The organism is Burkholderia sp. SR8 (assembly GCF_052851275.1).
Map to the genome: position 1 here is coordinate 66,123 of NZ_JAULUC010000008.1, position 18,525 is coordinate 84,647.

Genomic DNA, 18,525 nt, shown 5'->3' on the forward strand with positions numbered 1-18,525 from the left:
ATATAAAGCACGCGGCATGCGTGATTCCGCATCCGCAGCCTGGCATAACACGGAAGTTGAGTTTTTGAAATAAGGAAGATGCGGCCCCGGGTTTCGTTCTTGTGCATAATTTATTATCGGCGGCGCGATTATATTTTCAACAAACGAATACTAATTGGACACAAATCTCACCAATCTTCCAAATTGCCTTCCAAAGCTTTTGAAATGTCATCGCCGACGCCGGACGTATCGCCGGATACGGTGTCGTGCGTCGCTGCAAGGAAGGCTGCAAGATCGGTCCGCTCTTCGCCGATGACGCTGGTGTTGCCACGGGATTGCGCGCTGGCGGAACGGCACGGTATGTCGAGCGTTTTCGAAACCGCGCGGATGCATACGAAGGACGCGCCCGCGATTGCGATCGATCGCGTGTTCGGCGTGACGTCGTTCGAGCTGGGGTGATCGCGGCGAGTGTGGCGGCGGCTGGCCGCCTCGAGAAAGCAATGACATCAACCGCGCTCAACCCGCCGAACCGCGATTCGCCTCGATCACCGTCAGCGCGGTCATGTTCACGATCCGCCGCACGGTCGCGCTCGACGTCAGAATGTTCACCGGCGCATTGCCCCCGGCAGGAACGGTCCGACCGCGACGTTGCTGCCGGCCTCGGTCTTCAGCAGGTGGTATGCAATATTCCCCGCATCGACGTTCGGGCACGCGAGCAGGTTCGCCGCGCCCGGAAAGCGCGCCTACGCGTCGCCGCCGAGCTGGTCGACGCAATAGCGCGCGATCGCGTCGAGCACGCCGTCGTCCTCGCCGACGGCCGTCGCGCACCGGATGTCGACGCCCGGATGCGCGGCGCGGCACGCGTCGACGAGCTGCGGCAGGTCGCGGCGGACATGGCCGCCCTGGCCGAAGAACACGGGCACCACGGTGATGCGCGTGCAGCCGGCCGCGACCTGCGCGGCGACGGCCGTGTCGAGCGACGGCGTCATCAGTTCGAGGAACGCGAGCGACACGTGCGGCGCGGCTGCGCCGGCGCCGCGCAACCGCGCGGCCAGCCGCTCGAACGGCTCGGCCCAGCGCGGATCGCGCGCGCCGTGGCCGAACAGGACGATGCCATGCGAACTCATGTCGAACCCTCCGTCGTGACGGCGCTCAGTGCCGGTCGACCCACTTCAGCGCGAACAGGCCGAGCGCGAGATAGATGAGGCCCGGCGTGGCCGCGGTCAGCGGCGCCGGCCACGTGTTCAGCGTGCCGATGTGCGAGAACAGCGTGTTCAGCAGCTGGAAGCTCATCCCGAGCATGATGCCGCCGAACACCTTCACGCCGACCACGCCGGCGCGCGTATGCAGATACGCGAACGGCAGCGACAGCACGAGCATCACGAACACCGCGAACGGGTAGAGCAGCTTGCGCCACAGCGCGATGTCGTAGCGCTGCGTGTCCTGCTGATTCTCGCGCAAGTGCTGGATGTAGCGGAACAGGTTGATCAGCGACATGCGTTCCGGCGACACGAGCAGCACCGACAGGATCTGCGGCGTCAGGTCCGAGCGCAGCCGGTATTCGGGCAGCGTCACCTGCTGCGACCGGTACACGGGGTTCAGCGCGTCGGCCGGCTCGCCGCCGACCGGCTTGATCGGCGTCAGTTCGGTTTCCGTCACGCCCTTGAGCAGCCAGTGGCCGGGCGGCTCGTAGCGGCCCGTCTGCGCGATCCGCACGTTCTGCAGCTGGAATTTCGAGTCGAACTCGTAGATGCGCACGTTGCTGATCGTCGCATCGGGCGACAGGCTGCCGACGTTGACGAAGCGCGTGACCTGCTCGCCGTTCTCGCGGGCCGCGAGCGTGTCCTTCACCCACACGCCCGACTGGAAGTTCGACGACACCGACGCGCCGAGCGCCTGCAGCCGCACGCGTTCGGACAATTGATCGGCGTACGGGCCGACGAATTCGCCGATCAGGTACGTGACGATCACGAGCGGAACGCCGATCTTCAGCAGCGAGCGCAGCGCCTGGTTGGTCGCGAGGCCCGATACGCGGAAGATCGTGAATTCCGAGTTTGCGGCCATCTGCGCGAACACGTAGATCGCGCTGATCAGCGCGGCGACCGGGATGATCTCGTAGAAGCGCGACGGCGTCTGCAGCGCGACGCGCAGCACCGCGTAGCCGAACTTGTAGTTGCCGTGCCCGACCGAGTTCAGTTCGCTGATCAGGTCGAAGAAGAAGAACAGGCCCGAGAACGCGAACAGGATGAAGACGAACGTGACGTAGATCTGCCGCGCGAAGTATTTTTCATAGAGCCGCATCGATCATGCTCCCGAGCGGCCGAACAGCGCGCGTGTAAACAGCGGACGATTGCGCACGCGCAACCAGAAGATGAACGCGACGATCGCCGCGACGATCACGTGCAGGCCGACGAGGCCGACGCCGAACGACATCTTGCCCTGTTCGATCTGTGCCTGCACGACGTTCAGCAGGTTCGAATAGGTGAGGTAGATCAGCACGGCCATCACGAGGTTGATCGTGCGGCTGCGGCGCGGGTTCTGGTACGACAGCGGGATGCCGAGCACCATCAGGTTGAGCGCGATCAGCGGCAGCCCCGCGCGCCATGCGAATTCCGCGAGGTTGTCGCGCGTCGGATTGCGCAGCAGGTCGGGCGTCGACGTGCTGTTGGTGGTCGGCACGTTGGTGACCGGCGTGCTCGTGATCTTCACGCCGTAGCGCTGGAACTCCATGATCTTGAAGTTCGGCTGGCCGGGCGTGCCGTCGTAGCGGCGGCCGTCTTCCAGCACGACGAAGCGGTCGCCGTCGCGGGTCTCGGTATGGCCCGTGTGCGACACGACGACGTTGACCTTGCCGTTCTCGGTCGACGTGACGAACACGTTCTGGACCTTGCTCTGGTCCGGCGACATCTTTTCGATGAAGAACACGCGGTGGTTCGACGCCGATTCGCGGAACTGGCCCGGCGCGAGCAGCGAGATTTCGTCGCGCTGCTGGAAGCGCGCCTTGATCATCTTGCTCTGCTGGTTCGACCACGGCCAGCCGACGAACGCGAAGAACGCGATCAGCAGGACGATCGGCGTCGCGAACACGCCGATCGGCTTGATCAGGCGCGTGAGGCTCACGCCCGACGCGAGCCACACGACCATTTCGGAGTCCCGGTACCACCGGGTCAGCACGAACAGGATCGACACGAACAGCGTGACGACGAGCATCACGGCGAGATAGCCGATCACGGTCAGGCCGATCAGCACGAGCACGTCGCGCGGATCGATTTCGCCGGACGCGGCATAGCCGACGATGCGGATCATCATCGTCGTGAGCATGATCGTGAGCAGCACCATGAACACGGCGCCAGCCGTATACGCAAGCTCGCGCTGGAGGGAGCGTTCGAAGATCATTCTTGATGAGAAGAGGGCGGGAGGCTGCGCACGCGTGGTGGAGCGCTCGCGCCGCCACGGGAAAAATAGCGGATAATTGCGGCTTTCATCCTTAGCCCAGATTTTATCCGAGGACAAGCGCGATGGACTTTAGCATAAAAGGCTGTGATTGGAGCAAAGGCGAGGCCAAGGGGTTCCTGACCGGGAAGTCCGACTGCATCGTGCTCGGCATCTTCGAGGCGCAGACCCTCTCCGGTGCGGCGCTCGACATCGACACGGCCACCAAGGGGCTCATCTCGCGCGTGGTGAAGGCCGGCGACATGGACGGCAAGCGCGGCAAGACGCTGTTCCTGCACGAGGTCTCGGGCATCGGCGCATCGCGCGTGCTGCTGGTCGGCCTCGGCAAGCAGGATGCTTTCAATCAGAAAGCCTACAACGATGCGGTGACGGCCGCGTGGCGCGCGCTGCTCGCGACCAAGGTCGTCCAGGTCACGTTCTCGCTCGCGCAGCTGCCGGTCGACGAGCGCGGCTCCGACTGGGGCGTGCGCGCGGCGATCCTCGCGCTGCGCAACGAGACGTACCGCTTCACGCAGATGAAGAGCAAGCCGGAGCCGGCGTCGCATACGCTCAAGCGCATCGTGTTCAGTGTCGACCCGGCCGACGAAAAGGCGGCGAAGCTGGCGGTCAAGCAGGCCGTCGCGCTGGCGAACGGGATGGATCTCACGCGCGACCTCGGCAACCTGCCGGGCAACGTGTGCACGCCGACCTATCTCGGCAACACCGCGAAGAAGATCGCGAAGGATTGGGGTCTGAAGGCCGAGGTACTGGGCCTGAAGCAGATCCAGGCGCTGAAGATGGGTTCGTTCCTGTCGGTCGCGCGCGCGTCGGTCGAGCCGCCGCAGTTCATCGTGCTGCACTACCAGGGCGCCGCCGCGAAGGCCGCGCCGATCGTGCTGGTCGGCAAGGGCATCACGTTCGACACGGGCGGCATCTCGCTGAAGCCGGGCGAGGGGATGGACGAGATGAAGTACGACATGTGCGGCGCCGGCTCGGTGCTCGGCACGATGCGTGCGGTCGCCGAAATGGGCCTGAAGATCAACGTCGTCGCGATCGTGCCGACCTGCGAGAACATGCCGGGCGGCAACGCGACGAAGCCGGGCGACATCGTCACCAGCATGAAGGGGCTGACGATCGAGGTGCTGAACACCGACGCCGAAGGCCGCCTGATCCTGTGCGACGCGCTCACGTATGCGGAACGCTTCAAGCCGGCTGCGGTGATCGACGTCGCGACGCTGACGGGCGCGTGCGTGATCGCGCTCGGCGCGCACAACAGCGGCCTGTTCTCGAAGGACGATGCGCTCGCGGGCGAACTGCTCGACGCATCGCGCGAAGCGAACGATCCGGCGTGGCGCATGCCGCTCGACGACGAGTACCAGGATCAGCTGAAGTCGAACTTCGCGGACATCGCGAACATCGGCGGGCGTCCGGCCGGTGCGGTGACGGCCGCGTGCTTCCTGTCGCGTTTCACCGAGAGCTACCCGTGGGCGCACCTGGACATCGCCGGCACCGCATGGAAGGGCGGCGCGGCGAAGGGCGCGACCGGCCGTCCGGTGCCGCTGCTCGCGCAATTCCTGATCGACCGCGCCGGCCAGTGATGGCAGGGTTCACGACGATGCGGGCAAGCGGGCAATGACGCGAATCGATTTCCATTCGAACGTCGGCGATTCGCTCACGTACGCATGCCGGCTGCTGCGCAAGGCCTATCAGGCCGGGCAGCCGGTCGTCGTGCTCGCGGAGCCCGCGCGCCTGCGCGTGCTCGACGAGCGGCTCTGGACGTTCTCGCCGCTCGATTTCATCCCGCACTGCGGCGCCGACAGCGCGCACGCGGCCGGCACGCCGATCGTGCTGACCGCGGATCTCGACCAGGCGCCGCATCATCAGGTGCTGCTGAACCTCGGCGCGACCGTGCCCGCGCAGTTCGCCCGTTTCGAGCGCCTGCTCGAAGTGGTCGGCAACGCGCCGGACGAACTCGCCGCGGGCCGCGACCGCTACCGCTTCTACCGCGATCGCGGCTACGCGCTGAACAATTACAAGCAGGGCGGCTAGCCGCAACCGTCGACGGAGCATTCCCGTGACACAACCCGAATCCCCTTCGATCCCGACGCTGACCGACGTGCTGGTGCCGGGCAAGCCGGTGCCGGCGCGTTCGTCCGCGGCCGATGCGCCGCCGCGCGACGATGCCGCCATTCCGGTGCTGACCGACGTGGTCGCGCCGGGCCGCGCGGCCGCTGGAACGGCTGCGTCCGAGCACACCGGAACCGACCCTGAATTCGTCGTGGTCGAGCCGGTGCCGACGCCGCACGTGCCGGCCGTCGAACTGCCCGGCGACAGCGACGCGCCGGCGCAACCCGGTGCGGCCGGGCATGTCGTCGCGGAGGAGTCGGCAGCCGCGCTGGCGCCACTGGCGTCCGCGCTCGCCGCCGAGGATCCCGAGCATCAGGGCGTCGCCGCGGCGCCGGTCGACGACGACACGATGCGGCGCCGGGAAGCCGCGCCGGCTGCCGACACGCTGGTCACCGATCATCTCACCGGCGGTGTGTCGCACGCGGCTGCGGCTGCGGGGCTGACGCCGGAGGATGCGCAGCATATCGCCGAGCGTCTGCGCAATCGGCTCACGAACTATCTGACCGGGGAAGGGCGCGAGGCAATCGAAGCGCGCTGCCGCGATGCGCTGCACGACCATACGGCGTGGCTCGTCGGCCAGATCACGCGCGAAGTCGCGCTGGCGCTCGAAACGGAAGTGATGGAGTGGGTTCGCGACGCGGTCGACGAAGAAATCGCGCGCCGCCGGACCGGTCATTCGGGCTGAGCGCGCGGCCGTGGTGGCCCGGGTGCCGCAGGGATGACGACCGTCGTGCGCGTGCTCGATGCGATCGGCGTGGTGGGTGCGATTCGCCTGCGGTCTGAGTGACGCGCGCTTGCCGCGTGTGTTGCGGGATGGTCGCCGGTCTCGAGCGCCGGCAGTCCGCACCGGCGCCTACCGGGTTCCCCGTTTTTCAATGCAGCGACAGCACCCACTGCGCGAGCGTATGCGCTTCGGCGCTCGTCAGCTGCGTATTGGCGGGCATCGGCACGCCGCCCCACACCCCGACACTGCCCTTGACGATCGATTGCGCGAGGTAATCGACGCCGTCGGCACGCGCCGCGTACTTGCCGGCGATGTCGTGGAACGACGGGCCCATCAACGGCTTGCCGACCGCATGGCACGCCATGCAGTTCTTGCGCTGCGCGAGCGCGAGCCCGTCGCGGGCCAGGTCGGCATGCGCGGCGGCCGCGCTGCCGGTCAGCAGCGCGACGAGCAGCGCGCGCAATATCGTCTGTTTCATGCGGTTCTCCGCCGGCGGAGACGGCCGGCTTCACGGTCCGCGCATTATAAGAGCAAAGGCAACGCACGTTTTGCGCGTTGCCCCGGCGGCCGTCCGCAATGGGGCCATATGCCCACGATCGTCGTCAGCCCGTGACCGCGCCCTTGTTCGCCGGACGCGCGAGGGCCGCGTACTTCGCGAGCACGCCGCGCGTGTAGCGCGGGGCCGGCTGCTTCCACGCTGCGCGGCGGCGCGCGAGCTCCGCGTCGTCGACGTTCAGTTGCAGCACCAGCCGGTGCGCATCGATCGTGATCGAATCGCCTTCCTGCACGAGCGCGATCGTGCCGCCGACGAACGCTTCGGGCGCGACGTGGCCGACCACCATGCCCCACGTGCCGCCCGAGAAACGGCCGTCCGTGATGAACCCGACCGATTCGCCGAGCCCCTTGCCGATGATCGCCGACGTCGGCGCGAGCATTTCCGGCATCCCGGGGCCGCCTTGCGGGCCGAGATAGCGCAGCACCAGCACGTCGCCCGCGCGGATCCTGTCACCGAGGATCGCGTCCATCGCGCTTTGCTCGTCGTCGAACACGCGCGCCGGGCCGGTGATGACCGGATTCTTCAAACCGGTGATTTTCGCGACCGCGCCGTCTTCGGCGAGATTGCCCTTCAGGATCGCGAGATGGCCTTCCTTGTACAGCGCGCGATCGATCGGAAAGATCACGTTCTGATCCGCGCGCGGCACGCCCGGCACGTCCTTCAGCTCCTCGGCAATGGTGCGGCCGGTGATCGTGATGCAGTTGCCGTGCAGCAGCCCCGCGTCGAGCAGGATCCGCAGAACCTGCGGGATGCCGCCGGCCCGGTGCAGGTCGGTCGCGACGTACTGGCCCGACGGCTTCAGGTCGCAGATCACCGGCACGCGCTTGCGGATGCGCTCGAAGTCGTCGATCGTCCAGTCGACCTCGGCCGCGTGCGCGATCGCGAGATAGTGCAGCACCGCGTTGGTCGAGCCGCCGGTCGCCATGATCAGCGACACCGCGTTCTCGATCGACTCCTTCGTGATGATGTCGCGCGGCTTCAGGTCGCGCTTCACGGCTTCGACCAGCACGCGCGCCGACTCGGCGGCCGAATCGACCTTCTCCTGATCGGGATTCGCCATCGTCGACGAATACATCAGCGACATGCCGAGCGCCTCGAACGACGAACTCATCGTGTTCGCGGTGTACATGCCGCCGCACGAGCCCGACGTCGGGCACGCGTTCTTCTCGACCCCTTCGAAATCCTCCTGGGACATCCGGCCCGCGGTGAACTCGCCGACCGCCTCGAACGACGACACGATCGTCAGGTCGCGCCCCTTCCAGTGCCCCGGGCGGATCGTGCCGCCGTACACGTAGATGCCCGGCACGTTCAGGCGCGCGAGCGCGATCATCCCGCCCGGCATGTTCTTGTCGCAGCCGCCGACCACCACCACGCCGTCCATCCACTGCCCCTGCACGCAGGTCTCGATGCAGTCGGCGATCACTTCGCGCGACACCAGCGAGTACTTCATCCCTTCGGTGCCCATCGACATGCCGTCGGAGATCGTCGGCGTGCCGAAGATCTGCGGGTTCGCGTCGGCCGCCTTCACCGCCGCGACGGCCGCGTCCGACAGCCGCTGCAGGCCCGAATTGCACGGTGTGATCGTCGAGTGGCCGTTCGCGATGCCGATCATCGGCTTGTCGAAATCGTCCTTCTGGTAGCCGAGGGCGTAATACATCGAGCGGTTCGGCGAACGCGCGACGCCTTGCGTGATGTTTCTAGAGCGGCGGTTGTAGGACATGGGGAGCTCCATCGTTGTTGTGGCGACGCCGGCGCGAACGGCGCGCCGGATGGATCGATCAAGAATGGAGTTTCCGGTTTGGGATGTCCAATATATTATTTGTGGCTTATTAAGTCGTTTTTCGAATGAGTAAATGGCCGATCCGACGCCCGACCTGCGCCAGTGGCGCTATTTCGTGACCGTTGCCGACGAGCGCCATTTCGGGCGCGCGGCCGAGCGGCTGTCGATGACGCAGCCGCCGCTGTCGCAGGCGATTCGCGCGCTGGAAGACGCGCTCGGCGTCGCGCTGTTCGCGCGCACGAAGCGCTCGGTCGCGCTGACTGCGGTCGGCGCCGCGCTGCTGCCCGACGTGCGCCGGCTGCTCGCGTCGGCCGACGCGCTGCCGCCGCTCGCACGGCGGCTCGCGCGCGGCGAGGCCGGCTCGCTGTCGCTCGCGTTCGTGTCGAGCGCCGATTACGGGCTGCTGCCGTCGCTGCTGCGCGCGTTCGGCGCGCGCTATCCGCAGGTGCGGCTGCAGCTCGCGGAGGCGACGAGCGACGTGCAGATCGACGAACTGGTCGCGGGCCGCATCGACGCGGGGCTCGTGATTCCGCCGGTGCCGCCGCGCCATGCGGCCGGGCTGTCGTACCTGCCGGTCGTGCGCGAGCCGCTGGTGGTCGCGATGCCGGCGGCCGCGGCGCCCGACGTGCCCGAAAACGAACCCGTGCATCTGGCCGAGCTGGCCGCGCTGCCGCTCGTGATCTTCCCGCGTCGTTTGGCGCCCGGCTTTTATGACATCATTACGGGCTGCTACGGCGCAGCGGGGCAAACCCCGCGCATCGGCCAGGAGGCGATCCAGATGCAGACGATCGTCAGCCTCGTGTCGGCCGGCATGGGTGTCGCACTGGTGCCGCAGTCGCTGCGTAACCTGCGGCGCACCGGCGTGGTCTACCGGCCGCTCGCCGGCGACGCGCCGGTCGTCGAGACGGGCCTCGTGTGGCGCACCGGCGACGTGAGCCCCGTGCTCGCGGGCTTCATCGACGTCGTGCGCGCGCACGGTGTGGCCGCTTGACGCGAACGACGGCGCGAACGATGGCACGCCGGCGCCGTCCAATGCGCGGTGCGGCGCCGTGCGAGCGTCGTACCGCATTCGAAAACTTCATCGCTAACCCATGATCATTCACCCGAATTTCGACCCCGTAGCGATCCATCTCGGGCCGCTGGCCGTGCGCTGGTACGGCCTCATGTATCTCGTCGGCTTCATCGCGGCGATCGTCGTCGGCCGGATCCGCCTGAAGCTGCCGCATGTCGCGGCGCAGGGCTGGACCGTGAAGGACATCGACGACATGATGTTCTACGGCGTGCTCGGCACCGTGCTCGGCGGCCGGCTCGGCTATGTGCTGTTCTACAAGGCCGACTTTTACTTCTCGCATCCGCTCGACGTGTTCAAGGTGTGGGAGGGCGGGATGTCGTTCCACGGCGGCTTCCTCGGCGTCACGCTCGCGATGGTGCTGTTCGCGTGGCAGCGCAAGCGCCATTGGCTGCAGGTCACCGATTTCGTCGCGCCGATGGTGCCGACGGGGCTTGCGGCCGGCCGCCTCGGCAACTTCATCAACGGCGAGCTGTGGGGCCGCGTGACCGATCCGAACGCGCCGTGGGCGATGCTGTTCCCGGGCGCGATGCGCGACGATGCGGCATGGCTGCCGAAGCATCCGGCGCTGGTCGAGAAGTGGCATCTGGCCGACGTGTTCATGCAGTACCAGATGCTGCCGCGCCATCCTTCGCAGCTCTATGAAATCGCGCTCGAAGGCATTGCGCTGTTCTTCGTGCTGTTCTTCTTCGCGCGCAAGCCGCGGCCGATGGGCGCGGTGTCCGCGCTGTTCCTGATCGGCTACGGGCTCGCGCGCTTCACGGTCGAATTCGCGCGCGAACCGGACGACTTCCTCGGCCTGCTCGCACTCGGCCTGTCGATGGGGCAGTGGCTGTCGCTGCCGATGATTCTCGCGGGCATCGCGCTGCTGGTGTGGGCGTATCGCCGCCGCGCGGTGAATGCGGTGGCGTGATGCGGTTGCGTGACGCGCGCCGTGTGCCGTGATGCATGACGCGATGCCGATGCGCAGGTTCCGCGCGCGCATCGAGCGCTGAATCGCAAACGCAAAACGCCGGCCCGAGGGCCGGCGTTTTCGCATCTGGCGCCTGGTGGCGCGACGCGCGTTACTTCATCTGCACCGAACCGTTGACCGTGACCGACACGGTCGCCTTGCCGCCTTCGACCGAGATCGGCGCGCTCATCTTCGCGCTGTCCATCGGCGCCGCGGCCATTGCCATCATGCGCGGGTACGGCTGCACGTTGCGGCCGCCGCCGACGTTCACGTCGCGGATCGAATAGCTGCTGTAGCCGAACGCCTTCGCGGCTTCGTCGGCACGCGCGCGGAACGACTTGATCGCTTCCGTCGTGAGCTTCTGCTCGGCCGCGCGCTGCGCTTCCGGCGACAGCGAGAACTCGACGTTCGCGACCTGCATCTGGTTCGACAGCTGGCCCGCGAGCTTCGACGCCGCGGCGAAATCGCGCGATTCGAGCACGACTTCGATCCGGCCGCGCCACGCGGAGATCTTGCCGTCGCGATCGGTGCTCGGATACACCGAGAACGCACCGGTGTGCGCGGTGACGCCCGACACGCCCTTCGCCTGCGCGAGCGCCGCATCGGCGCGCTGGTTCAGCGCGGACGTCAGGCTGCCCGGATCCTTCGCCTGCTGCTCGTAGAACAGCGTGATGTGGATGATGTCCTGCGGCACGTCGGCGCTGGCCTGCGACGACAGCGACAGCACGCCGGCCGGCTCGGGGAAATGCGGGTTCGCGGTCTGCGCGTGCGCGGCCGGCGACGCGAGCGTCAGCGCGACGGGCACGGCGGCGGCGAGGGCGAGCGACAGCGCGAGTGCGGATTTCTTGGTCATTGTTGGACTCCTTGTGCGAGGGCGCGCACGCGGATCGCGCGTGCGCGACGCGGGCGTACCGCGCGACGAAAAAACGGCCGCCGGCCCGATCGGGCGACAGCGGTTGCTTAGGCTGCGCGAACGCGCTCCGAGTTCCGTGATGGCCGCGCGTGTTGACTGGATTTGACGTTTGGCGTGCACCTGCTGCGCGCGTCTGCTGCGTGCGCGTCGTGCGCCTACTTCATCAGCTTTTCGGTGATGAAGCGCCATTCGGCGCGCGTGACCGGCGTGATCGACAGCCGGTTGCCGCGCGCGAGCACGCGCATGTCGGCAAGTTCGTCGTGTTCGCGTAGCGCGGCGAGCGGCACGAGCGGCGACTTTTTCACGAAGCGCACGTCGACGAGCAGCCAGCGCGGTGCTTCCTGCGTCGACTTCGGATCGTAGTACGGGCTGTTCGGATCGAACTGCGTCGGGTCGGGGTACGGCGTCGACGACACTTCCGCGAGGCCTGCGATGCCCGGTTCGGGGCAGCTCGAGTGATAGAACAGCACGCCGTCGCCGATCTTCATCGTGTCGCGCATGAAATTGCGCGCCTGATAATTGCGCACGCCTGTCCATGGCAGCGATTGCTGCGGCGCATGCGCGAGATCGTCGATGCTTGCTTCGTCCGGTTCGGACTTCATCAGCCAGTATTGCATGGATCGTAATCGACGCAGAAAGGGCTGCTGCAAAAGGAAACGGCATCGGGACTTCCCGATGCCGTTGGATAGGCCCCCGCCTTGGCCGCTAGGCCGGCATCCTGAACCTGAGGTTCAGAATTGGTCGCAGTTAGCAGCACTTCGGGTACATCAGACAGAGTGACGCGCGCGCCCGTGCTACAAATTTCCGCAACCGTGCACATGGCATTGGTTCAAGGAATATATGACCTTGGCGAACCAGGCAGGGAAGCTGACTGAACTGTGTTTCGTTGCGCCAATTTGACCACCGTTGATCGCCGAGATCAAGGGGAATCGACGCATCGATCAAACGTTACTGCGTCTCGTGCTGTGCGAGCACCGCGCCGAGCTGTTCGTTCATCTGGTGCATTGTACGACGGATTTCTTCCGCCGGAAATGCTTCACCGTGCCGCACGCTCGTTTGCAGCCGCAGCAATTCGGACGCGAGCGACAGCGCGGCCATCACCGCGATGCGATCGGTGCCGCGCACCGAGCTGTTCGCGCGGATTTTCGACATTTCGGCATCGACGCGCGCGACGGCCTCGAGCAGCGCCGCTTCGGTTTCGGCCGAACAGGCGAGCCGATACGGCTGACCGAGAATCGAGACTTCGATCTGCTTGGTGCTCATGCATGTTCTCCGTGGCTGGCCGCGTCGTCGCTATCCGTGCGCGCCTGCGCATCCAGCAGATCGAGCTGGTTGTCGGCTTGCTCCGCGCTCTTCGTGCGCGGCAGCTTTTCGAGAATCGCGTTCAGTTTGACCTGCGCGTCGTCGATCTTCGCCGACAGCGTGTCGCGCTCGGCCGCAAGCGCATTGCGTTCGTCGCGGAGCTGCTCGAGTTCCGCACGGACGGTGTCCGCTTCCGCGCGCATTTGCGCGACCTGCTCCTCGAGCGCGAGCCGTTCCGAGTGATAGCGCTTGTTCAGCGAGATCAAACGGCCAATATTTTGAGATAAGGTTTCGAGTTCGTTGAGCATCTGCTGCGTCCTCTAAAGACCCAGCATTTTAGCGCGGAATAACGCGCATTCCGACATCTGTAACGTTTCCAGTCGTAACACCCCGGCTTCTTGCCGCGAATATGCGTGTCCGGCATGGGTCGCGCGTGCGTTTCGACGCGTTCTTGACGCTCGCGCGGCCCGCTCCTAAACTGGCGCCGCCTCGGTGCTCGCGCGCATGTCGCGCGGTTAAACGGGAAGCAGGACGCGTGCTCCGCCAGGAGATCGCCAACCTGCGCTGCCCCCGCAACGGTAAGCGGCCGCGTCGCCCGACGCAGGCCGGCTCGGGCGCGTTTCGCGTGCAGGTTCGCACGCGGGCGCGGGCCACTGCGCGTCCACGCGCGGGAAGGCGAGCCGGTACGCCGCCAGCCCGGATACCGGCCGAGGCGGGGAGCCTGCACGGGCTTCATGACGCGCGGCCTGCGGGGAAGCGGGGCGCGCAGTGCTTCACGGGACCCGTCTTCGATGCTGACCCCAATCGTGCGCGCCGCACCCGGTGCATGCCGCCGCTCGGCGCCGCCGTGTGCCGCTCGCCGCCGCGCGGACTGCCGCGGCCGCCGGTTCGTGCGGATCGGCGCTGCCGTATGCCGTCGAGGCGCATCGATTGGCTGCGGTGCGCGCCGGCGCGCATTCGGCGCCGGAAGTCGCGGTTGCCGCGCTGACCGTGCCGGATGGTCGCGCAGCCACGCTGCCGATCGACCCGATTCGGCGGCTTCCACTATATTGCGCAGAACGCCGGCCGCGCGACACTGCGTCCCGGCGGAAACGCGATCGCCGACACTGCCGCGCGACGCCATCGCCGCGTCACGGTTCGCCGTGCGCGCATCAACCCCTGCCCAACGAGGATGACGAGCTTGCGTATGCCCACCACACGCCGTCGCGCGACGCCCGTGCCGCGTCCGGCCGGCGACGACGAGCCGCAGCGTCGCGCGTCGCGCACGACGCCGTGCACCGCATGAGCGCCGCGCGCGCCGCCGCGATCTGGGCCGTGCTCGCGGCGGTGGCCGCGTTGCTGTTCGTCGCGTCGCTGTCGATCGGCAGCGTGCCGACGTCGCCGTGGCAGGCGCTCGCGTCGCTCGTGCCGCACGGCGGCGGCGATGCGCTGTTCGCCGACATCGTGCGCACGCTGCGCTTGCCGCGCGCGCTCGCGGGCTTCGCGTGCGGCGCGCTGCTCGCGCTGGCCGGTGCGCTGCTGCAGGTGCTGCTGCGCAATCCGCTCGCGGAGCCGTACGTGCTCGGCGTGTCCGGCGGCGCGGCCGGCTTCGCGCTCGTCGCGATGATCGCGGGCGCCGCATGGTGGCTCGTCGACGCATCCGCGTTCGCCGGCGCGCTCGTGTCGGTCGCGCTCGTGCTCGGGCTCGCGCGCCGCGAGCTGTGGCGCGGCGATTCGCGCGACGCATCGCCGCGGCTGCTGCTGACGGGCGTCGTGATCGCGGCCGGGTGGGGCGCGCTCGTCACGCTGCTGCTGTCGCTCGCCCCCGATGCGCGGCTGCGCGGCATCATCTTCTGGCTGACGGGCGACCTGAACGGCGTGACGGCGCCGTGGTTCGCATGGGGCGCGCTGTTGCTGGCCGCGTGCGTCGCGCTGCCGGCGGCGCCGCAACTGAACGTGCTGCTGCGCGGCAACGCGACCGCGCTCGCGCTCGGCGTGCCGGTCGCGCGCTTGCGCGTGCGGATCTACCTCGTCGCGTCGCTCGCGGCCGCGGCCGCGGTGACGACGGCCGGCACGATCGGCTTCGTCGGCCTCGTCGTGCCGCATGCGCTGCGGCTGGCATTCGGCAACGACCAGCGCATGCTGCTGCCGGCCGCGATGCTGGCGGGCGGCGGCGGCGTGATGGCCGCCGACCTGCTCGCGCGCACCGCGATCGCGCCCGCGCAATTGCCGGTCGGCGTGATGACCGCGCTCGTCGGCGTGCCGGTGTTCCTGTGGATGTTGCTGAGGAGGCCGATGCGATGACGCACGCCGCACCGGACACCGCCGGCGACATGAATCATGCAGCGGTCGGCCTGACACTGAAGGCCGGCGAGCGGACGCTGCTCGACGGCTTCACGCAAACGTTCCGGCCCGGCGAGATCTGGTGTGTCGCGGGGCCGAACGGCGCGGGCAAGACGACGCTGCTCGAGACGCTCGCGGGCCTGCAGCGGCCGGCCGGCGGTCACGTCGAAATCGGCGGCCGGCCGCTTGCCGAATGGCCGGCCGATGCGCTCGCACGGCGCCGTGCGCTGATGCCGCAGCAATTGCACGACGCGTTCAGCGCGACCGTATTCGACACGGTGCTGCTCAACCGCTTTCCGTATCTCGGTGGGTGGGGCTGGGAGCGCGACGGCGACCGCGCGGCCGCGCGCGACGCGCTCGCGACGTTCGGACTCGGCGCACTCGCGTCGCGCGATGTGCTGTCGCTGTCGGGCGGCGAGCGGCAGCGCGTCGCGCTGGCCGCGACGCTGTGCCAGGACGCGCCGCTGATGCTGCTCGACGAACCGCTCGCTCACCTTGACCTGCATCACCAGATCGACGCGCTCACTGCGCTCGGTGCGTGGGTCGATGCGGGCGCGCGCACGGTGCTGTTCTCGTGCCACGACCTGAATCTCGCGCGGCGTTTCGCGACACACGCGCTGCTGCTCGACGGCCGCGGCCACGCATGGGCCGGCCCCGTGCACGACGTGCTGACGCCCGCGCGCGCGAGCGATGCGTTCGGCTATCCGCTCGTGCTGATCAGCGAGAACGGCCGCGACGCGCTGCTGCCCGCATGGCCCGAGCGGCGATGACTCTTCTTCTTTCGATGCGCGGCACCGGCCGCGCCAACGAGGCAACCTTCCGATGACGAACCCGACCGCCCACACCGACTTCCCGCCCGCGATCGCGCCGCTCGACGACGCGCTGCGCCAGCGTCTGCAGCATGTGATCGATTACAAGACCAAGCCGCCCGGCAGTCTCGGCCAGCTCGAGGCGCTCGCGCTGCAGCTCGGCCTGATCCAGCGCACGGAGCGGCCGCACGTGCAGCGTCCCGTGACGATCGTGTTCGCCGGCGACCACGGGATCGCGGCCGAAGGCGTGAGTCCGTATCCGCAGTCGGTCACCGCGCAGATGGTCGCGAACTTCCTGGCCGGCGGCGCGGCGATCAATGCGTTCTCCGGCGTCGCGCAGAGCGTGCTCGAAATCGTCGATGCGGGCGTCGCGTCGCCGCTGCCGGTGTCCGACCGGCTCGTGTCGCTGCCGGTCGCGCGCGGCACGCGCAACTTCGCGGCCGAACCCGCGATGACGCGCGACGAAGCGCAGACGGCGCTCGCCGCCGGCGCGGCGCGCGTGCGCCTGCACGCCTCGCTCGGCACGAACGTGATCGGCTTCGGTGAGATGGGGATCGCGAACACGTCGTCGGCCGCGTGCCTGATGAGCCGCCTGCTCGACGTGCCGATCGACGCCTGCGTCGGACGCGGCACGGGCCTCGACGACCAGGGGCTCGCGCACAAGCGCGCGGTGCTCGGCCGTGCGCTCGTCCGGCATTCGCACGCGATCGCGCCGCTCGACGTGCTCGCGACCTTCGGCGGCTTCGAGATTGCGATGATGACGGGCGCGTATCTCGCCGCCGCGAGCGAGCGGATGACGATCCTCGTCGACGGCTTCATCGCGACGGCCGCGCTGCTCGTCGCCGAGCGCATCGCGCCCGGCGTGCGCGACTACTGCGTGTTCTCGCATACGTCGCACGAGGCCGGGCACCGCCGCATGCTCGAGCATTTCGGCGCGAAGCCGCTGCTCGCGCTCGATCTGCGGCTCGGCGAAGGCACGGGCGCCGCGCTCGCGCTGCCGCTGGTGCGCGCGGCGGCGGCATTCCTCGGCGAGATGGCGAGCTTCGAATCCGCGGGCGTCGACAATCGTGACGCCTGAGCGCGCGCAAGGCATCCGCGCCGAACTGCGCTACTTCTTCGTCGCACTCGGCTATTTCACGCGCGTGCCGGTGCCGCGCTCGATCGGCCACGAGGCCGGCGATCTCGACCAGGCTGCGCGCTACTTTCCGCTCGTCGGCGCATGCGTCGGCGCGTGGGGCGCGCTCGTCTATCTCGCGGCGCTGCGCGTGCTGCCCGCATCGATCGCGGTCGGGCTGTCGATGGCCGCGACGCTGGTCGCGACCGGCGCGTTCCACGAGGACGGCCTCGCCGACAGCTGCGATGCGTTCGGCGGCGGCTACACGCGCGACGACGTGCTGCGCATCATGCACGATTCGCGGATCGGCACGTTCGGCGCGGTCGCGCTCGTGATCGCGCTCGGGCTGAAATGGCAGGCGCTCGCAGCCATGCCGCCGTTGCGCGCCGCGTGGACGATGATCGCCGCGCATGCGGCCAGCCGCGCGGCGGCCGTGAGCCTGCTGATGTCGCTCGACTACGTGCGTCCCGAGGGCAAGGCGAAACCGGTCGCGCAGCGCATGGGCGCGCGCGCGGCGTGGGTCGCGGCCGCATTCGGACTGCCGTGGCTGTTCTGGCCGGACTGGCGCGCGGGGCTCGCGGCCTTCGTTGCACTCGCGCTCGCGCGTGCATGGGCCGCCCGCTATTTCGTGAAGCGGATCGGCGGCTATACGGGCGACTGTCTCGGCTTCGCGCAACAGTTGTGTGAACTGGCGATCTATCTCGTGATGCTCGGATGGATCTCGTCCTGATTCGTCATCCGGCCGTCGATGTCGAGCGCGGCATCTGCTACGGCCGCAGCGACGTGCCGCTCGTCGCGCCGGCCGACACGGGCGCGCAGCACGTGCGCGAGCGTCTCGCGATGCTCGGCGCGCCGCCGCCCGAACTGATCTGGACGAGCCCGCTTGCGCGCTGCGCGTCGGTCGCCGCACGGCTCGCGCACGCGCTCGACGTGCCGTTGCGGCAGCACGCAGACTGGCAGGAAATGGACTTCGGCACGTGGGAACTGCAGCGCTGGGACGATATCGACCGCACCGCGCTCGATGCATGGGCCGCCGATCTGATGCATGCGTGCGCGCATGGCGGCGAAAGTGTTGCGCGGTTCGCCGCGCGCGTGGCGCGCATCGCCGCTGCGGTCGCGCACACCGGCACGCCGCAATGGGCGCTTACGCATGCAGGCGTGATCCGCGCGTTCGCATCGCATGCGTTGCGCGTGCCGCTCGATACGCTGCTGTCGCGGCCGGTGCCGACGGGCGGCGTCGTGTGGTTGCGGATGGACGGTGCCGCACGCACATGGGAAGTCGTGCACTGGGACGAGTAGGCGATTGCCTGCGCGGTTGATGCGCAACTGCGCAGGAAGCCGGCAATCAGAACGCGGGCCGTTTCCCCCGCGCCGCGTCCATGTCCTCGCGCGGCGCCGCCGCGCCTCGCGCGATCCGTGGTGACGGCCGCGTCAGCAGATCGCCGT

Annotated in this window: 19 protein-coding genes, 1 other RNA gene, 2 pseudogenes and 1 riboswitch; of the genes and pseudogenes, 11 read left to right on the forward strand and 11 right to left on the reverse strand. The window is 68.3% G+C overall.

The window, feature by feature from the left end; translation table 11 throughout:
• Window positions 1-215: 215 nt before the first annotated feature.
• Window positions 216-438 (forward strand): annotated as a pseudogene (locus tag Q3A80_RS12490) (GNAT family N-acetyltransferase); the annotation flags it as partial.
• Window positions 439-495: 57 nt separating this feature from the next.
• On the opposite strand, the pseudogene Q3A80_RS12495 reads toward Q3A80_RS12490, so the two are convergent.
• The 4 genes and pseudogenes from Q3A80_RS12495 to lptF form a co-directional block, all read right to left on the reverse strand.
• Window positions 496-710 (reverse strand): annotated as a pseudogene (locus tag Q3A80_RS12495) (phosphate acyltransferase); the annotation flags it as partial.
• A gap of 12 nt (window positions 711-722) precedes the next feature.
• Window positions 723-1,106 carry a sirohydrochlorin chelatase gene (locus Q3A80_RS12500; protein ID WP_446329309.1) on the reverse strand — a complete coding sequence of 128 codons (384 nt, stop codon included), beginning with the start codon at window positions 1,104-1,106 and terminating at the stop codon, window positions 723-725.
• A 25-nt stretch (window positions 1,107-1,131) separates the two neighbouring features.
• Complete coding sequence (gene lptG / locus Q3A80_RS12505) at window positions 1,132-2,280, reverse strand: LPS export ABC transporter permease LptG (RefSeq protein WP_446329310.1); 1,149 nt, start codon at window positions 2,278-2,280, stop codon at window positions 1,132-1,134.
• Between the two features lie 3 nt (window positions 2,281-2,283).
• The gene (gene lptF / locus Q3A80_RS12510; protein WP_446329311.1) at window positions 2,284-3,375 is read right to left on the reverse strand and encodes an LPS export ABC transporter permease LptF; all 1,092 of its coding nucleotides are present in this window, start codon (window positions 3,373-3,375) and stop codon (window positions 2,284-2,286) included.
• Window positions 3,376-3,497: 122 nt separating this feature from the next.
• On the opposite strand from lptF, the gene Q3A80_RS12515 reads away from it, so the two are divergent.
• Genes Q3A80_RS12515 through Q3A80_RS12525 form a run of 3 tightly spaced genes read left to right on the forward strand, consistent with a single transcriptional unit; the run spans window position 3,498 to window position 6,223 of the window.
• Entirely contained in the window at window positions 3,498-5,009 is a 1,512-nt protein-coding gene (locus tag Q3A80_RS12515) for a leucyl aminopeptidase (RefSeq protein WP_446329312.1), read from the forward strand.
• A 34-nt stretch (window positions 5,010-5,043) separates the two neighbouring features.
• Window positions 5,044-5,460, forward strand: coding sequence for a DNA polymerase III subunit chi (locus Q3A80_RS12520; RefSeq protein WP_446329313.1), 417 nt, complete (start codon window positions 5,044-5,046; stop codon window positions 5,458-5,460).
• A gap of 25 nt (window positions 5,461-5,485) precedes the next feature.
• Window positions 5,486-6,223, forward strand: coding sequence for a DUF2486 family protein (locus Q3A80_RS12525; protein ID WP_446329314.1), 738 nt, complete (start codon window positions 5,486-5,488; stop codon window positions 6,221-6,223).
• Between the two features lie 187 nt (window positions 6,224-6,410).
• Here the strand turns inward: Q3A80_RS12525 and Q3A80_RS12530 are convergent, their stop codons facing one another.
• Together Q3A80_RS12530 and ilvD are read right to left on the reverse strand one after the other, a co-directional pair.
• Entirely contained in the window at window positions 6,411-6,740 is a 330-nt protein-coding gene (locus tag Q3A80_RS12530; RefSeq protein WP_446329315.1) for a c-type cytochrome, read from the reverse strand.
• Between the two features lie 124 nt (window positions 6,741-6,864).
• Window positions 6,865-8,538, reverse strand: a complete 1,674-nt coding sequence (gene ilvD, locus Q3A80_RS12535; RefSeq protein ID WP_446329316.1) for a dihydroxy-acid dehydratase — start codon at window positions 8,536-8,538, stop codon at window positions 6,865-6,867.
• 133 nt (window positions 8,539-8,671) lie between these two features.
• Here ilvD and Q3A80_RS12540 point away from each other — a divergent pair, with 133 nt between their 5' ends.
• Window positions 8,672-9,589: a LysR family transcriptional regulator gene (locus Q3A80_RS12540; RefSeq protein WP_446329317.1), complete on the forward strand. Its 918-nt coding sequence runs from the start codon at window positions 8,672-8,674 to the stop codon at window positions 9,587-9,589.
• 100 nt (window positions 9,590-9,689) lie between these two features.
• Window positions 9,690-10,580: a prolipoprotein diacylglyceryl transferase gene (gene lgt, locus Q3A80_RS12545; protein WP_446329318.1), complete on the forward strand. Its 891-nt coding sequence runs from the start codon at window positions 9,690-9,692 to the stop codon at window positions 10,578-10,580.
• Window positions 10,581-10,731: 151 nt separating this feature from the next.
• Here the strand turns inward: lgt and Q3A80_RS12550 are convergent, their stop codons facing one another.
• The 5 genes from Q3A80_RS12550 to Q3A80_RS12570 form a co-directional block, all read right to left on the reverse strand.
• Window positions 10,732-11,472: an SIMPL domain-containing protein gene (locus Q3A80_RS12550; protein WP_446329319.1), complete on the reverse strand. Its 741-nt coding sequence runs from the start codon at window positions 11,470-11,472 to the stop codon at window positions 10,732-10,734.
• 215 nt (window positions 11,473-11,687) lie between these two features.
• The gene (locus Q3A80_RS12555) at window positions 11,688-12,149 is read right to left on the reverse strand and encodes an EVE domain-containing protein (protein ID WP_446329320.1); all 462 of its coding nucleotides are present in this window, start codon (window positions 12,147-12,149) and stop codon (window positions 11,688-11,690) included.
• 69 nt (window positions 12,150-12,218) lie between these two features.
• Window positions 12,219-12,400: non-coding RNA, 6S RNA (ssrS, locus tag Q3A80_RS12560), on the reverse strand.
• 80 nt (window positions 12,401-12,480) lie between these two features.
• Window positions 12,481-12,795, reverse strand: a complete 315-nt coding sequence (locus Q3A80_RS12565; RefSeq protein ID WP_011885730.1) for a cell division protein ZapA — start codon at window positions 12,793-12,795, stop codon at window positions 12,481-12,483.
• Window positions 12,792-13,142, reverse strand: coding sequence for an ATPase (locus Q3A80_RS12570; protein ID WP_151066143.1), 351 nt, complete (start codon window positions 13,140-13,142; stop codon window positions 12,792-12,794). The genes Q3A80_RS12565 and Q3A80_RS12570 overlap by 4 nt, the downstream gene beginning before the upstream one ends.
• A 165-nt stretch (window positions 13,143-13,307) precedes the next feature.
• A riboswitch (cobalamin riboswitch) is annotated at window positions 13,308-13,560 on the forward strand.
• 555 nt (window positions 13,561-14,115) lie between these two features.
• On the opposite strand from Q3A80_RS12570, the gene Q3A80_RS12575 reads away from it, so the two are divergent.
• Genes Q3A80_RS12575 through cobC form a run of 5 tightly spaced genes read left to right on the forward strand, consistent with a single transcriptional unit; the run spans window position 14,116 to window position 18,378 of the window.
• Complete coding sequence (locus tag Q3A80_RS12575) at window positions 14,116-15,117, forward strand: FecCD family ABC transporter permease (RefSeq protein ID WP_446329321.1); 1,002 nt, start codon at window positions 14,116-14,118, stop codon at window positions 15,115-15,117.
• Entirely contained in the window at window positions 15,114-15,926 is an 813-nt protein-coding gene (locus Q3A80_RS12580; protein WP_446329322.1) for an ABC transporter ATP-binding protein, read from the forward strand. The genes Q3A80_RS12575 and Q3A80_RS12580 overlap by 4 nt, the downstream gene beginning before the upstream one ends.
• A gap of 52 nt (window positions 15,927-15,978) precedes the next feature.
• Window positions 15,979-17,043 (forward strand): nicotinate-nucleotide--dimethylbenzimidazole phosphoribosyltransferase, encoded by a 1,065-nt coding sequence (cobT, locus tag Q3A80_RS12585; RefSeq protein WP_446329323.1) that lies wholly within the window; start codon window positions 15,979-15,981, stop codon window positions 17,041-17,043.
• Entirely contained in the window at window positions 17,033-17,809 is a 777-nt protein-coding gene (locus Q3A80_RS12590; protein WP_446329324.1) for an adenosylcobinamide-GDP ribazoletransferase, read from the forward strand. Before cobT ends, Q3A80_RS12590 begins: the two co-directional genes overlap by 11 nt.
• Window positions 17,794-18,378 carry an alpha-ribazole phosphatase gene (gene cobC / locus Q3A80_RS12595; protein WP_446329325.1) on the forward strand — a complete coding sequence of 195 codons (585 nt, stop codon included), beginning with the start codon at window positions 17,794-17,796 and terminating at the stop codon, window positions 18,376-18,378. Before Q3A80_RS12590 ends, cobC begins: the two co-directional genes overlap by 16 nt.
• The last annotated feature ends 147 nt before the right edge of the window (window positions 18,379-18,525 follow it).

Excerpts from the sequence above, each read along its gene's own strand:
- lptG (WP_446329310.1), bottom strand. The coding sequence starts at position 2,280 with ATGCGGCTCTATGAAAAATACTTCGCGCGGCAGATCTACGTCACGTTC.
- Q3A80_RS12530 (WP_446329315.1), bottom strand. The coding sequence starts at position 6,740 with ATGAAACAGACGATATTGCGCGCGCTGCTCGTCGCGCTGCTGACCGGC.
- Q3A80_RS12515 (WP_446329312.1), top strand. The coding sequence starts at position 3,498 with ATGGACTTTAGCATAAAAGGCTGTGATTGGAGCAAAGGCGAGGCCAAG.
- Q3A80_RS12575 (WP_446329321.1), top strand. The coding sequence starts at position 14,116 with ATGAGCGCCGCGCGCGCCGCCGCGATCTGGGCCGTGCTCGCGGCGGTG.
- cobC (WP_446329325.1), top strand. The coding sequence starts at position 17,794 with ATGGATCTCGTCCTGATTCGTCATCCGGCCGTCGATGTCGAGCGCGGC.
- Q3A80_RS12550 (WP_446329319.1), bottom strand. The coding sequence starts at position 11,472 with ATGACCAAGAAATCCGCACTCGCGCTGTCGCTCGCCCTCGCCGCCGCC.
- Q3A80_RS12540 (WP_446329317.1), top strand. The coding sequence starts at position 8,672 with ATGGCCGATCCGACGCCCGACCTGCGCCAGTGGCGCTATTTCGTGACC.
- cobT (WP_446329323.1), top strand. The coding sequence starts at position 15,979 with ATGACGAACCCGACCGCCCACACCGACTTCCCGCCCGCGATCGCGCCG.
- lgt (WP_446329318.1), top strand. The coding sequence starts at position 9,690 with ATGATCATTCACCCGAATTTCGACCCCGTAGCGATCCATCTCGGGCCG.
- Q3A80_RS12570 (WP_151066143.1), bottom strand. The coding sequence starts at position 13,142 with ATGCTCAACGAACTCGAAACCTTATCTCAAAATATTGGCCGTTTGATC.
- Q3A80_RS12555 (WP_446329320.1), bottom strand. The coding sequence starts at position 12,149 with ATGCAATACTGGCTGATGAAGTCCGAACCGGACGAAGCAAGCATCGAC.
- ilvD (WP_446329316.1), bottom strand. The coding sequence starts at position 8,538 with ATGTCCTACAACCGCCGCTCTAGAAACATCACGCAAGGCGTCGCGCGT.
- Q3A80_RS12580 (WP_446329322.1), top strand. The coding sequence starts at position 15,114 with ATGACGCACGCCGCACCGGACACCGCCGGCGACATGAATCATGCAGCG.
- Q3A80_RS12520 (WP_446329313.1), top strand. The coding sequence starts at position 5,044 with ATGACGCGAATCGATTTCCATTCGAACGTCGGCGATTCGCTCACGTAC.
- lptF (WP_446329311.1), bottom strand. The coding sequence starts at position 3,375 with ATGATCTTCGAACGCTCCCTCCAGCGCGAGCTTGCGTATACGGCTGGC.
- Q3A80_RS12565 (WP_011885730.1), bottom strand. The coding sequence starts at position 12,795 with ATGAGCACCAAGCAGATCGAAGTCTCGATTCTCGGTCAGCCGTATCGG.
- Q3A80_RS12500 (WP_446329309.1), bottom strand. The coding sequence starts at position 1,106 with ATGAGTTCGCATGGCATCGTCCTGTTCGGCCACGGCGCGCGCGATCCG.